We start from the raw sequence: 13,107 nt of genomic DNA, 5'->3' as shown, positions 1-13,107 counted from the left end.
AGGCAAGACCCTTGGGGCAGAAGGCGTGCTGAAGCGGGCAGAGGCTCAGGCGACACGACTCTGCGCCGCCTGAGATCATTAAGGAGACAGCCGAAACTGCCCCGCGGGTGTCAGGCCCCGAGCGAGGCCTTGTAGAGCGCGAGCTGCTTGTCGCGGCCGAGCTGATCAGTGATCTTTTCCCATGCCGCAGCAATCGCATCGGCACCGGCCTGAGCGGTCGCCCGTCCGGCGAATACCTTGGCGAGTTCGTCTTCCGCGACGCTGTAATACTGGAAGATGCCCGGAATGCGCGGCTCGATTGCAGCGTTCGGGTGGTTGTAGGAATTCGACTGCGAAGCGAGATAGCCTGAGATGAACGCCTCGTCGTAACCGGCCGACACCCATTCCTTGATGTTGAACTGGCTTTTACGATAGCACTGGAAGCCGGATGGATAGGCGGCCGTCCAGAGCGCCAGGTCCTTGCCGCCAAGATGGGCGGCCGCACTCCATGCCGCCCTCTTCTTTTTCTCGTCTCTATCGACCCGAGCCATCACATAGACGCCCCATCCGAGATAGGCCATGTTCGGCGCATGGTTCGGTCCGCTTGCGAGCTTTTCCCATTTGCCGGTCTTGGTGTTGTAGACATCATCCGATCCCGGAAGAATATCGAAGCCGATGGTCTCCCCGACGACGGAGCTGTCGCTGGTGCGCGCGCTTGCGCCCACGTCCCCCCACCAGGAAACCATGGAACCGGTGCCGGCCAGAAATTGCTGGAAGGCTGTCGTGCCCGGGTCGGCATTGAGCTGGTCGCCCGCTTCCGATGGTAGGGCGTCGATGATGTCCTGGATCGCGCGGACCCATGCCGGGTTGTTGATCCGCGGCTTCATCGTATCGGTGTCGAATAGCCAGGCCTTGTCATTGGGATGCTTGGCATAGGCGGTGGCGCGGCTGCCGAGGAAGTAGAAGCCGAAACCGCCCCAAGCCTTGGGCGCGTCGAGATAGCCGACCGCTTCCATGCCGCCGACGGTCTTGCCCTTGAGGAACTTGGTGACCTCCTGAACCTTCTGCCAGGTCTTTGGAACACCCCACTCACCCTGGTGGCCTTCGTCCTTCCAGGCTTTCGCGAGGCCGGCATCGGTGAAGTAGTCGGTGCGGTAGTTGAAGTTGTGGCAATCGCCATCGACCGAGACGCGGTAGGTCTTGCCGTCCCAGGTGCCGACCGGCGCCTTGAGGTAGTCGACATAGTCGTCCATGTCGATCTGGGCCTTGACCCAGTCCGGCATCTCCGACGCCAGCCCCTTGCCGCAGACATCGCCCTCGAACGGCGCGCCCATTTCGAGCAGGTCGAAATCGACCGTACCCGTGGCGATCGCCTGCTGCAGGCGTGGACTGTAGTCGGCTTGCGCGAGGTCGATCCACGTGATCCTGGCGCCGGTATAGTCTTCCCAAGGCTTGAGGAAGCCCCGGAACAAGACGTTATGCAGGTTCTGGTTGTTCAGCCCCATGAAAGACAGCTGGACGCCAGCGAACTCGCCCTGTTTCACGCTCTTCTTCGTCGCTTCCAGGCACATCCCACCGACCTTCTGCCAATCGGCGTCGGTTGGAGACCCTTTGCCGACGCCCGGCACCTGCAGGATCTGGCTACGCAGCGACGCATCCTGCGCAAAGGCCGTTCCAGGCAAACCGAGCATGCCGCTCGTTGCAGCCACTGCACCGAGGCTTGCACTCGTCTTCAGAATGGCGCGCCGGCTGAGGCCGATCGCCATCATTCTCTCGAAATCACTGACTTTCATGTGGGTCTCCTCCCTTTGATAGAACGCCACCGTTCGTGGCTGCCGGCGCCCCCTCCTCGAAGCGCCGGCCAAACTCTCAGTCGAGCCTTAGTCCGCTCTCGGCATCGAACAGATGGACGAGGGTCGCGTTCGGCGTCATCGCGATCACGTGGTCCGAGGGTTCCTCGATGCGGTCGCGAAAAACACCGATGATCTTCTGCTGCCCGAGCTTTGCAAAGACCTGCGTTTCCGATCCGGTCGATTCCACGACCGTCACGTGGGCGCTGACCGCGCCGCCGAGCGTGAAATGCTCCGGCCGGATGCCGTAAAAAGCCGGCCGCCCGTCCGAACCCGCAGGCGCGCGGTCGAGCGGCAGTCGAATGCCCTCATCGGTCTCGAAGAACGGCTCCGCGGCGGCGCGGATATGCCCCTTGATCAGGTTCATCGACGGGGAGCCGATGAAACCGGCAACGAAGGTGTTTGCCGGCGTATCGTAGAGCGTCCGCGGCGAACCGATCTGCTCGACGCGTCCGTCGCGCAGCACCACGATCCGGTCGGCCATGGTCATGGCCTCCACCTGATCGTGCGTCACATAGATCATGGTCGTCGCCAGCCGCCGCTGCAATTCCTTGATCTCGGCGCGCATCTGTACGCGCAGCTTGGCGTCGAGGTTGGAGAGCGGCTCATCGAACAGGAACACCTTGGGATCGCGCACGATCGCCCTTCCCATCGCCACACGCTGGCGCTGGCCCCCGGAAAGCTGGCGGGGATAACGCGCAAGATACGGCATCAGGTCGAGTATCTCGGCAGCCTTGCGCACGCGCTCGTCAATATCCGCCCTGGTCTCGCCGCGCATCTTCAGGGCGAAACCCATGTTCTCGGCCACCGTTTTATGCGGATAGAGCGCATAGCTCTGAAATACCATGGCGATATCGCGGTCCTTCGGCGGCAGGTCGTTGACCACCTTGCCGTCGATGCGAATATCTCCGAAAGTTATCGGCTCGAGACCGGCGACCATGCGCAGCAGTGTCGATTTTCCGCAACCGGACGGCCCCACCAGAACGACGAATTCGCCGTCGGGAATTTCGACGGAAACACCATGGATCACCGTCAGGCTTCCATAGGCCTTTCCGACATTGACGATATTCATCGATGCCAAAAGCTGTCCTCCTCCTGCGGCGCCGCGCACTCCTCGCGCCGTTTGATCGATCCTCCTGGAGGGCGGCGACAGGTAAAGCCATCAGCTAGACCTGTCGCCATCCGGCTTATCTTGGGAGGACGTCATCCGCCCCATAGACTTCACATAGTGGCAAAATATTGTAAAGTCTCTCGGTCGAGATTTCTTTGGTACCTGCCGGGGCGCATTCTCAGCGGCTTCGCTGAGCCAGTGAAAAGCCGCAATCTATCTAGATCGCCAGGGATAACGGAGAAAAAAATGCACGGAGGAGACCGCTGCAGTTACGAACATTACAAACATTCCTTCATTCGTAAAGAATTGATCTGATCCAGAGGGAGAATAACGAGGTGCTGAGGGGAATCGATCCGGTGTTAAATGCTGAACTGATGCATGCTTTGATGCTGATGGGGCACGGCGACCAACTGGTCTTGTGCGACATCAACCATCCCGCACAGACAATCGCCCGACATACAACCTACAGCCGTCTCATCGACGTTTCCGGCTGCGGCCTCGAGCGTCTTGCGGAAGCTGTTCTGAAACTCTTTCCTCTTGATACCTTCGTCGACGCACCGGTGAAACGGATGCAAGTTGTCGGTGACGTCGCTGGTCAGGCGCCAATCTTCGCGACAATACAGAAGGTCATAGATCAAGCTGAAGGACGACCCGTCCAAATGGAGGCATTGGAGCGTTTCACTTTTTACGAAGAAGCAAAAAAATCGTTTGCGATCGTAAGAACCTCCGATCCAGGCCCCTATGGATGCTTCATTTTCAGCAAAGGCGTTATCTAGTTTTTTCAGCGAACGAATTGCTGCGAAGGCTTGCGCTCGAGCTCACCGCCTCATATAGTCATGATGGTCATTATAGTCAGGAGCGAGCAATGCGGCCATCAGCACACGATGATAGGATCTGGACGGTCGCTGGCGCCAAAGCAAAACTCTCCGAGGTCATCGAGCGAGCACAATCAGCGCCCCAGACAATCACGCGGAACGGAAAACCAAGCGTGGTTGTCGTTTCGGCGGAAGAATGGCAGCGGAAAATAGCACGCAAAGGATCACTTGCAGAATTCCTCATGGACTCGCCGCTCCGCGGTGCCGGCTTGGATCTGGATCGTGAACGCGATGAGCCACGTGACCTGCCGCTGTGAGACTGCTCATCGACACCAACGTTCTGTCTGAAGTAACAAAGCCCCGTCCCGACGCACGCGTTTTAGAGTGGCTTGGCGGACTCGACGAAGACCGCGCCTATATCAGCATCATATCAATCGCAGAAATCCGCCGAGGCGTCGCTTTGATGGACAGCGGGCGAAAACGCGACACTCTGGCGGAATGGCTTTCGCATGACCTGCCGCAGCGTTTCGAGGGGCGGGTGATTCCGGTGGAAGAGCCTGTCGCCCTATCATGGGGCGATCTCATGGCATTTGCCAAACAGAGTGGCCGCGGACTGGCTTCAATGGACGGATTAATCGCCGCCACCGCGATAGCACACCATCTCACCTTCGCGACGCGCAACACCAAAGATTTTGAAGGTTTCGGTATTGATATGATCAATCCGTGGAACGGCTAGGAAGGTCACGCCGGCGCAAGACGGGCTCCTGATCGGCGAACCGCTATCAGTGCCCGCAGCCCCCGCGTCAATCTCGCTCGAGGCTTGGCGGCTTACGCCGCAAGCTGACCGGACTCTGGCTCATGACGGCGAGATGGCCGCAAAATCTTTCAGCTGCAGTTAACCTGACATCACCGCTCGGTAAGTTACTGGACTGAACCAGCCGGACGTTGGCAATTGTAGGCGTCAAACGGCGTCAACACGAGCCTTACGCCAAACCTCGAACCGCTCGAGGGTTTCCTTGTTTGGCGGATAGACGCCAAGTGTCGATTTGCCAGACTCGATCTCCAGCTTCAGGAACTCCTCCTGCTCCTCCATTGCAACGGCCTCGTCAGCGATCTCGTTCACATATTCCCGAGGGATGACGATGACAGCCTCGCTGTCGCCGAAGATGATATCGTCGGGATAAACCGCAACACCGCCGCAGGCGATCGGCTGGTTCATATCCGAGGCGTGGTGGGCAACCAGATTGGCCGGCGCCGCCGGGCCCATGCAATAGGTCGGGAGCCCGAGCTGGGCGATATCGGCCGTGTCGCGAACGCCGCCATCCAGCACAAGGCCAGCGCATCCGCGGTAGACAAGGCGCCGAGCCAGCATCGCGCCAATCCCGGCAATCTCCGCCAGCGAGCGGCAATCGAACACGAGGACGTGCCCCTCGGGCATCGTGTCGATCGCCTTGCGCTGCTGGTTGGACGGATCGGAACTGTAGGTCGAGCCGTCGATATCCTCTCGGGCTGGAATGTAGCGAACGGTGACGGCCGGGCCGATCATCGGCTTGGCGGCGGTGGCCAGCGGTCGCACGCCGCGAACCGCGGTGTTCCTGAGCCCACGCTTCAGCAGCAAGCTACTCAGGGTCGCAGAATTTGTCCGCAAAAGCTTTGCGTAAACCAATGGGTCCAAAGCCGTCATGATAACCTCCGTTTGTCGGGCTGCGAGGTCTAGCATAACGACACGATAGTTCAATAAAGAATTTTTAGTCTCTTATTTGGACATTGGATGAATGCCGTTGATAGCCTTCATCACCATGGCAGCGGCGTCGAGGACCTCGCGCTTGATTGATCGAGCGCGCTCCGGCGTCGCCTCGCCGATGAACGGCACGCTGACGGTGGCGACCAAGCGACTTGCTGAATCGAATATGGGAGCGGCGAAAGCTCGCAGGCCTAGATTGGATTCCTGATTGTCTTCCGCACTTCCGCTGCGGCGAATTTCAGCGAGCGCTTCCTTCAACGTCTCAGGATCGGTGATCGTATACGGCGTCCGGGCCTCCAGCCCGCCGGCGCAGTAGACCTCGATCTCGTTGTAGTCGGAATAGGCCAGAGCAAGCTTGCCGGCTGCACCGACATGCTTGCGCGAACGCCCGCCGACCTTGATGAACAGGGCGTAGTCGCCAGGGCTGGAAGCCGCAAATATCGTCATCATTTCATTACCTTCGGGTGCCGCCAGCCTGAAGGATTCGTAGATCCCGTCGGCCGCGGCCGCCAGGATCGGCCTCGCCGCCTCGATCAGCGTCACCCTATCCGCGCCGGGCGAAATACGCCGCGCGAGCTGCACGAATTTCGGCCCCAGCTCGTAGGAAGCTCCGCCATTCACCCGAGCCACAAGCCCATGTGCGGTCAGTGAATTGAGGATGCGGTATACGGTCGAACGAGGCACTCCGAGCTGATCGACCAATGCGCCGAGCGAAATCCCGGTCCTCGCATCGGCGACCGCCTCCAGTAGATGCGCCGTCTTTTCCACCACCGGAGACCCATGCTTTGGTTCAATCATGAACTTCAAATTCCATATGCGGATTGCTTGCCTTGACTTCTTGAGATCGAACGAGCATGTTGGGGTCGCAAGTGTCATATTTGACACTACGCACTTGCAGGAGGAAGTAAAGCCATTTGAGCGCGGCTGTCCCCGCGGACCCGGATGACTTTGAGGAAGAGATCACCGAAGCGCCGTATGCGGTTCGATTGGATTTGGAGGAGGGCTTTTATGAAGAAGATCATGGGTATCCATGCGTTGAGCATGGGGCTTGCAATGTCGTTGGCGGCAAGCGTCGCAATTCCCGCTCGCGCGGCCCCGGACAAACTGACGGTCGTGGTGACGGACGAGCCGAAATCGCTCGATCCCTGCGATACGGACCTCTCGGGCAATTCACGCATTCTGCACAACAACATCACCGAAGCGCTCGTCAATCTCAGCCCCAAGGATGGTTCTGTCGTCCCGAGCCTCGCCACCAGCTGGCGGCAGGTCGATAGCCTGACCTGGGAGTTCAAGCTGCGCCAAGGCGTGACCTTCCACGACGGCAAGGCGTTCGATGCCAATGCGGTTATCGCGGCTCTGAAGCGGGCTCAGGATCCGGCGCTCGCCTGCGAAGTGGGACAAGCCACGCTAAAGGGCATCAAACTCAATGCAGAAGCCGTGAACCCAACGACCATCCTCATAAAGACGGACATTGTCGAGCCAATCCTCCCGAACAAGCTGTCCGCCCTGGACATCGGTTCGCCGGCAACCCCGAGCGACGCCAAGACGCGCAACCCAGCTGGAACCGGACCTTACAAGCTGGTCGCGTGGACGCCCGGCCAGTCCGTCGGTCTCGTGGCCTATGAAGGCTATTGGGGCGACAAGCCTGCAATTCCCAAAGCGACGATCATCTGGCGCTCCGAGTCCGCGGTGCGGGCGGCGATGGTCGACACCGGCGAAGCGCAGATCGCCTATGAAATCGCACCCCAGGACGGCACCACCGGACAGGATCACGCCTTCCCAAACGCCGAAACCTCGCTGTTGAGGATCGACGCGCAGATCGCGCCCCTCAACGACAAGCGCGTTCGCGAAGCACTCAACCTTGCGATCGACAGGGATGGCCTCATCGGAACGATCTTCCACAAGGACGCTCAAAAGGCGATGCAGGTCGTGCCACCATCGGTCTTCGGCTTCAATCCTGACATTCCCGTTTGGAACTACGATCCGGAAAAGGCGAAGTCCTTGCTTGCGGCCGCCAAGGCGGATGGCGTGCCGGTCGACAAGGAGATCGTCATCTACGGCCGTATCGGCATCTATCCGAACTCGTCCGAAAGCCTGGAGGCTATTCAAGCCATGTTGGCGGATGCCGGTTTCAACGCTCGGCTTGAAATGCTCGAGACAAGCCCGTGGCTAAAGCGGCTGCTGAAGCCGTGGAACAAGGATCGCCCGCCCTCGATCCTGCAGACGCAGATCGACAATGCCGAGGGCGATGCCGTGTTCACGCTGCCGAACCGCTTTACCACGGATGGCAACCAGTCGACCATCACGGACGCCGGTCTCGACAAGCTGATCGCCGATGCTTCGAAGGCGACCGGTGAGGAGCGCAAGAAGCTGTTCCAGCAAGCCTTCAAGTACATCGCCGTCGATACGGTCAACATCGCACCGCTCTTTCACATGGTCACGATCGCCCGTGTCGCCAAGAACGTGAACTATACGCCTGATGTGCAGGCCGGCAACGAGATCAAGCTGAAGTCGATCAGCTACCGCTGATCTGCCCGGCCGACGGCTTGTATGTCGCTTGAGGAGAGCGGATGTCCTTCACCTATTTCCTGAAACGTGCGGCCTTCGCGGCGCTCGCGCTCGCGGCGCTGATGACATCCGCCTTCTTCCTGGTGCGGTTGACGGGCGATCCCGTCAATCTCTACCTGCCCGTCGACGCTTCGGATGCGGCGCGCGAAGCCATGCGCATCCGTCTTGGGCTCGATCGCTCGCTCCTGGCCCAGTTCTTCGATTGGGCTTGGGATATCCTCAGCCTCGATTTCGGAATGTCCCTCTGGCACAATCGCCCGGCCATGGACGTGGTGCTGGAGGCGCTGCCGAACACGCTGGCACTTGGCGCCATCGCCTTGGCTCTGGCCTTCACCGCCGCGATCGTCATGGGATCCATTGCTGCCGTGAATGCCGGTGGCTGGATCGACCGGGGCGTCAATGTCCTGTCGCAGGCAGCCGCAAGCGTGCCGGATTTCTGGCTCGGCCTGATGGGCGTGCTTCTTTTTGCGGTTACCTTCCGCATTCTGCCGACGTCAGGCTTCGGCGGCCCGATTTACTGGGTGCTGCCCGTCGCGTGTCTGTTTGCCCGACCTTTCGGAACTCTGGTGCAGATCGTCCGCGGCTCGATGATTGAAGCGCTGAATGCGACATTCGTCCGGACGGCGCGGGCCAAGGGCGCGCGTGACGGACGGGTCACCTTCGTGCACGCGCTCCGCAATGCTCTCCTGCCGGCGGTCACGGTGACCGGCGACCTTGCCGCCCAGTTCGCCGGCGGCGGCGGCGTCGTCGAGGTGGTCTTCGGGTTTCCCGGCATCGGCAAACTCCTGATCGACGGCATTCTGAAACGCGACTTCGCGATCGTCCAGGCATCGATCTTTGCCGTCGCGGTCGTGATCTTCGTCATCAATATCCTGGTCGACATGCTTTATGCCTCGATCGATCCGCGCGTGAGGGTCGAATGACAGACACGTCTGCCGAATTCCTCCCGGCCCGCGAGCGCCGCAGCCGCCGCATCCTCTGGCTCCTGCGTGCGCTCGCGGGTGACCCGATGGCCGTCGCCGCGGCGATCTGGCTGCTGATCGTCGTGCTCGCCATCCTCACCGATTCTCTGTCGCTCCTGGGCGACAACCGCATTTCGCTGAAGGCTCGCAACCTGCCGCCGTTCGACTTCGGCCAGTCCTGGACCTTGTGGCTGGGTGCCGACGCACTCGGACGGCCGCTCCTCGTCCGCCTCATCCAGGCGGCTTCGACGACCATCGGCATCGCCGTGGTGACCGTGCTGACAAGCCTGATTGGCGGAACGCTTCTGGGCGTGATCGCGGGGTATTTCGGCGGCATCGTCGGAAACGTCATCATGCGGATCTGCGATATCATCCTCGGTTTCCCGACCCTGCTGGTGGCACTCTTCGGTCTCTACCTGTTCGGTCCGAGCGTCAGCAACCTCGTGATCGTGCTCGCCATCACCCGCATGCCGGCCTATATCCGCGTCGCAAGAGCCGAAACGCTAGAGGTCCGCGAACGACTTTTCGTCGATGCGGCGCGCGTCTTCGGTGGCGGACCGACCTGGATCCTGCGCACCCACATCCTCCCCAGCGTCGCACCCACCATGCTGACGCTCGCCTCGGTCAATCTCGCCATGGTTATGTTGTTCGAATCCGGCCTGAGCTATCTCGGCCTCGGCATCCAGCCGCCTTCAGTGAGTTGGGGCCTGATGGTCGCCCAGGGCCAGGGCTATCTGTCGTCCGCCTGGTGGCTCGGCTTTTTCCCCGGCCTCGCCGTCATGCTCACCACCATGTCCTTCAACCTGCTCGCCAACTGGTTCCGGATCGTCAACGATCCGTCGCAGCACTGGCGCCTTGTAAGCCGGAGGCGCTGATGGCCCTTCTCGAAGTCGAGGATCTGCAAGTCAGTTTTGATACGGCGTCCGGCCGCATATTCGCACTCAATGGCGTCTCCTTCTCGCTGGAACGCGGTGAAGTCCTGGCCCTTCTTGGCGAAAGCGGCTCCGGCAAGTCTGTGACGGCATCTGCCATCATGGACCTCGTTCCCAATCCTCCGGGCGCGATCGACCGGGGGTCGATCCGCTTCGACGGGGCGGAACTGTTGAAGCTTTCGCGCAACGAGCGGCGAGATCTGTGCGGCAACCGCATCGCCCTCATCTTTCAGGATGCGCTTGCGGCACTCAATCCCGTCTATCCCGTCGGCTGGCAGATCGCGGAGATGTACCGTATCCACGGCCGCAATCCCGAAGGCGGCGTCGAGAAGGCCGTGATCGACCTCCTGACGGCAATCGGCATTCCCGATCCTGAACGTCGGGCGCGCCAATATCCGCACGAATTTTCCGGTGGCATGCGCCAGCGCATCATGATCGCCATGGCCGTAGCACTCGAACCGGATGTCATCATCGCCGACGAGCCAACGACGGCGCTCGACGTCACGATCCAGGCGCAGGTGGTTGATCTTCTGGCCACAATCCGTAAACGCAGCGATGCCGGAATGATCTTCATCACCCACGATCTGGGTGTGGTAGCCGAACTCGCGGACCGCGTGGCCGTCATGTATGCCGGCCGGATCGTCGAGACCGCAAATGTCTTCGAACTTTTCGAGGATGCACGACATCCCTACAGCGTCGGCCTGCTCGCCTCGCAGCCGCGCGTGGATACCGATGAGGACGAACTGGTGCCGATCCCCGGCTCGGCGCCCAATCCCGTCGCCCTTCCTTCAGGCTGTGCGTTCAGGACACGCTGTCCGCGCGCCGAAAGGCTCTGCGCCGAGGTCATCCCTCCTCTTGAAACCGTGGGGCCCGGCCGGCAGGCCGCCTGCCATTTCCCGGTGTTGACAGCATGAACCAGCCTCTTCTCAAAGTCGAAAACCTTTCCCGGCACTTCGGCAGCGGCGCGACGCCCGTGCGCGCAGTCGATGACGTCAGCTTCGAGATCGCCCGCGGAGAGACGCTCGGCCTTGTCGGCGAAAGCGGTTGCGGCAAGACTTCCCTGGTCAGGACGCTCCTGAAGCTCGGGCCGGCGACCAGCGGCAGCGCCGTTCTCGATGGCGTGGAAATCACCAAAGCGAGCGGAAGGGAGCTGCATGAATTGCGCCGCAAGATGCAGGTCGTGTTCCAGGACCCATACCAGTCACTTAATCCGCGCATGCGGGTCGACCGGCTGATCTCCGAACCGTGGGCGTTGCATCCGGGCGCCGTACCAAAAGCCCGCTGGCAGGAAGAAACGGTCAAGTTGCTTGAATCCGTGGGGCTGCGTGCGGAACATGCGGACCGCTATCCTTCGGAATTTTCAGGCGGACAGCGGCAGCGGCTTGGAATCGCGCGCGCCCTGACACTCAACCCGACGCTCCTCGTCTGCGACGAACCGGTCTCCGCCCTCGACGTCTCGGTTCAGGCACAGGTCGTCAATCTGCTCGCCAGGCTGAGGCGCGAGCGCAATCTGGCGATGCTTTTCGTCGCGCACGACCTTGCCGTCGTGCGGCACGTCGCGGACCGTGTGATGGTCATGTATCTCGGCAAGATCATCGAGACCGGGCCGAAACAATCGATCTTCAGCGCGCCGGCACATCCCTATACGCAGGCGCTGATGTCGGCCGTTCCGACGCCGGACCCAAGGCTTCGCGGGCATCGCAAGCGCATCGTGCTGCAAGGTGATCTTCCAAGCCCTGCCAATCCCCCGAGCGGATGCCGATTTCGGACGCGCTGCTGGAAGGCCACTTCGATCTGCGCGGAACAGGAGCCCGGACTGACGGCAAGGACGGCTGCCCCGGGATTGCTGACCGCCTGCCACCATGCAGAGGCCGCCTCGAATGCCATGCCGGCGTCTTCGAAGGGATAGGTTCCGGTGAGCAGCGGCTTCAGGTCGACCCTCTTGTTTCCAATCAGGTCGACCGCCAGGCCGAATTCATCGTGGAAGCGGAAAGTGCCCTTCGCCTGGCCGCCTAACCAGCCATCCCAGCGGTGCACACTCGCGCTCTCTGGCCCGGAACGTCCAGGCCAGGTTACCCGTTTAACCTGAGACGGGGCTGCCGGCGGGATTCATATTGCCGCAGCCCAAGGAGGTGGTAAGCTTACCGCCAGGGAGGACGTATCATCCGCGGCGAAACCGATCACGTGAACAGGGTTGCAAAGGTTATCGCGTCCGCATCGGACGCGGCGCGGAGTCCGCTTGCTGCTTCCTGGCGACGATCAATGGAACATCACCGGCTGGATCCGGCGGCGCGCCGACCGAACGATCGGGTCGAGGAGGCGGAACTCGACCACCGACGAGCTTGCCTGGATCGCTTCATGAGGGTTGCAACAGCAAGGCTTGACCATCTCTTTGGCCTGGTGGGTGCCTCAGGGTGCGGTGTTCTTCTGACCGATTGCGACGGTGTGATCCTGGATCAGCGCTGCAAGGATTCCGATCTGACAGTCTTCCGGGAATGGGGCCTGTGGCCCGGCGCGGACTGGAGCGAGGCCAGCGAAGGCACCAACGGAATAGGCACCTGCCTGACTGAGAAAAGAAGCGTCACTATCCACCGCGACGAACACTTCTTCGCCCGCAACACTGGGATGAGTTGCATGGATGCTCCGGTCTTCGGGGCCGATGGCGGCATCATCGCCGCGCTCGATGTGTCTTCTGCCCGGGTCGACCAGACGGAAGGATTCAATCGGCTCATTTCGGCGATGGTGGCGCAGACCGCGCGGTCCATCGAGGCCGATTACTTCCGCGCTACATTTCCAAATTCCCGCATCGTGGTGGCACATACGGACGACAGCGAGATGTCGGTGCTTTTGGCTGTGGATGCCGACGACCTTGTCGTCGGGGCAACACGGGGCGCACGTCGGGTATTCAGATTGGAGCCCACGGGTTTGCTTAAACCCCGCCCTGCGTCGGACCTCTTCGGCGGGGGAGACGAGTGCCTGGGGTTCGACGCTGCGGAACGAGCCGCCGTGATGCGTGCCCTTGCTCGCGCCGAGGGCAACGTGTCGGAGGCCGCTCGGCGGTTGGGGATCGGCCGCGCGACCCTTTACCGGCGCATGAGACGGCTGCATATCGGCGAATAGCGCGCCCACCTGTCTCAGATTTGGGA

General features: G+C 61.1%; 13 protein-coding genes and 1 pseudogene. 9 read left to right on the top strand and 5 right to left on the bottom strand.

The features are described 5' to 3' along the window. Positions 1-110 precede the first annotated feature (110 nt). Positions 111-1,772, bottom strand: a complete 1,662-nt coding sequence (locus tag MOV63_RS11560; RefSeq protein WP_247033877.1) for an ABC transporter substrate-binding protein — start codon at positions 1,770-1,772, stop codon at positions 111-113. 76 nt (positions 1,773-1,848) lie between these two features. Continuing rightward, complete coding sequence (locus MOV63_RS11555) at positions 1,849-2,910, bottom strand: ABC transporter ATP-binding protein (protein ID WP_293408971.1); 1,062 nt, start codon at positions 2,908-2,910, stop codon at positions 1,849-1,851. A gap of 365 nt (positions 2,911-3,275) precedes the next feature. Here MOV63_RS11555 and MOV63_RS11550 point away from each other — a divergent pair, with 365 nt between their 5' ends. From MOV63_RS11550 to MOV63_RS11540, 3 genes are all read left to right on the top strand, one after another. Continuing rightward, on the top strand, positions 3,276-3,716 hold the full coding sequence (locus tag MOV63_RS11550) for an RbsD/FucU family protein (protein WP_247033875.1): 441 nt from the start codon (positions 3,276-3,278) through the stop codon (positions 3,714-3,716). A gap of 89 nt (positions 3,717-3,805) precedes the next feature. Beyond that, on the top strand, positions 3,806-4,072 hold the full coding sequence (locus MOV63_RS11545) for a type II toxin-antitoxin system Phd/YefM family antitoxin (RefSeq protein WP_040124185.1): 267 nt from the start codon (positions 3,806-3,808) through the stop codon (positions 4,070-4,072). Further along, positions 4,069-4,491, top strand: coding sequence for a type II toxin-antitoxin system VapC family toxin (locus MOV63_RS11540; RefSeq protein ID WP_247033873.1), 423 nt, complete (start codon positions 4,069-4,071; stop codon positions 4,489-4,491). Before MOV63_RS11545 ends, MOV63_RS11540 begins: the two co-directional genes overlap by 4 nt. A 225-nt stretch (positions 4,492-4,716) precedes the next feature. Here MOV63_RS11540 and MOV63_RS11535 read toward each other — a convergent pair whose 3' ends face one another. Both MOV63_RS11535 and MOV63_RS11530 read right to left on the bottom strand, forming a co-directional pair. Further along, on the bottom strand, positions 4,717-5,439 hold the full coding sequence (locus MOV63_RS11535) for a ribonuclease activity regulator RraA (RefSeq protein WP_247033871.1): 723 nt from the start codon (positions 5,437-5,439) through the stop codon (positions 4,717-4,719). Between the two features lie 72 nt (positions 5,440-5,511). Continuing rightward, positions 5,512-6,297: an IclR family transcriptional regulator gene (locus MOV63_RS11530; RefSeq protein WP_247033870.1), complete on the bottom strand. Its 786-nt coding sequence runs from the start codon at positions 6,295-6,297 to the stop codon at positions 5,512-5,514. Between the two features lie 210 nt (positions 6,298-6,507). Between MOV63_RS11530 and MOV63_RS11525 the strand changes: the two genes are divergently transcribed. The 5 genes from MOV63_RS11525 to MOV63_RS11505 are packed head-to-tail and all read left to right on the top strand — an operon-like array spanning position 6,508 to position 11,870. Beyond that, a complete protein-coding gene (locus tag MOV63_RS11525) occupies positions 6,508-8,028 on the top strand; it encodes an ABC transporter substrate-binding protein (RefSeq protein WP_247033869.1) in 1,521 nt (506 codons plus the stop codon). 41 nt (positions 8,029-8,069) lie between these two features. Beyond that, a complete protein-coding gene (locus MOV63_RS11520; protein WP_041364102.1) occupies positions 8,070-8,990 on the top strand; it encodes an ABC transporter permease in 921 nt (306 codons plus the stop codon). Further along, a complete protein-coding gene (locus MOV63_RS11515) occupies positions 8,987-9,904 on the top strand; it encodes an ABC transporter permease (protein ID WP_247033868.1) in 918 nt (305 codons plus the stop codon). Before MOV63_RS11520 ends, MOV63_RS11515 begins: the two co-directional genes overlap by 4 nt. Next, a complete protein-coding gene (locus MOV63_RS11510) occupies positions 9,904-10,875 on the top strand; it encodes an ABC transporter ATP-binding protein (protein ID WP_247033867.1) in 972 nt (323 codons plus the stop codon). Before MOV63_RS11515 ends, MOV63_RS11510 begins: the two co-directional genes overlap by 1 nt. Next, on the top strand, positions 10,872-11,870 hold the full coding sequence (locus MOV63_RS11505) for an ABC transporter ATP-binding protein (protein ID WP_247033866.1): 999 nt from the start codon (positions 10,872-10,874) through the stop codon (positions 11,868-11,870). Before MOV63_RS11510 ends, MOV63_RS11505 begins: the two co-directional genes overlap by 4 nt. Here MOV63_RS11505 and MOV63_RS11500 read toward each other — a convergent pair. Then, a pseudogene (locus MOV63_RS11500) lies at positions 11,828-11,968 on the bottom strand (L-idonate 5-dehydrogenase); the annotation flags it as partial. The gene MOV63_RS11505 and the pseudogene MOV63_RS11500 overlap by 43 nt on opposite strands. Before the next feature lie 255 nt (positions 11,969-12,223). Between MOV63_RS11500 and MOV63_RS11495 the strand changes: the two are divergent. Further along, positions 12,224-13,081, top strand: a complete 858-nt coding sequence (locus MOV63_RS11495; RefSeq protein ID WP_247033865.1) for a helix-turn-helix domain-containing protein — start codon at positions 12,224-12,226, stop codon at positions 13,079-13,081. Positions 13,082-13,107 lie beyond the last annotated feature (26 nt).

The organism is Neorhizobium sp. SHOUNA12A, from assembly GCF_023006505.1.
GTDB lineage: Bacteria > Pseudomonadota > Alphaproteobacteria > Rhizobiales > Rhizobiaceae > Neorhizobium.
The sequence above is the reverse complement of the archived record's forward strand: the minus strand, read 5'-3'. Positions and strand labels throughout refer to the sequence as shown.

Excerpts from the sequence above, each read along its gene's own strand:
- MOV63_RS11560 (WP_247033877.1), bottom strand. The coding sequence starts at position 1,772 with ATGAAAGTCAGTGATTTCGAGAGAATGATGGCGATCGGCCTCAGCCGG.
- MOV63_RS11505 (WP_247033866.1), top strand. The coding sequence starts at position 10,872 with ATGAACCAGCCTCTTCTCAAAGTCGAAAACCTTTCCCGGCACTTCGGC.
- MOV63_RS11510 (WP_247033867.1), top strand. The coding sequence starts at position 9,904 with ATGGCCCTTCTCGAAGTCGAGGATCTGCAAGTCAGTTTTGATACGGCG.
- MOV63_RS11545 (WP_040124185.1), top strand. The coding sequence starts at position 3,806 with ATGCGGCCATCAGCACACGATGATAGGATCTGGACGGTCGCTGGCGCC.
- MOV63_RS11530 (WP_247033870.1), bottom strand. The coding sequence starts at position 6,297 with ATGATTGAACCAAAGCATGGGTCTCCGGTGGTGGAAAAGACGGCGCAT.
- MOV63_RS11535 (WP_247033871.1), bottom strand. The coding sequence starts at position 5,439 with ATGACGGCTTTGGACCCATTGGTTTACGCAAAGCTTTTGCGGACAAAT.
- MOV63_RS11515 (WP_247033868.1), top strand. The coding sequence starts at position 8,987 with ATGACAGACACGTCTGCCGAATTCCTCCCGGCCCGCGAGCGCCGCAGC.
- MOV63_RS11520 (WP_041364102.1), top strand. The coding sequence starts at position 8,070 with ATGTCCTTCACCTATTTCCTGAAACGTGCGGCCTTCGCGGCGCTCGCG.
- MOV63_RS11495 (WP_247033865.1), top strand. The coding sequence starts at position 12,224 with ATGGAACATCACCGGCTGGATCCGGCGGCGCGCCGACCGAACGATCGG.
- MOV63_RS11525 (WP_247033869.1), top strand. The coding sequence starts at position 6,508 with ATGAAGAAGATCATGGGTATCCATGCGTTGAGCATGGGGCTTGCAATG.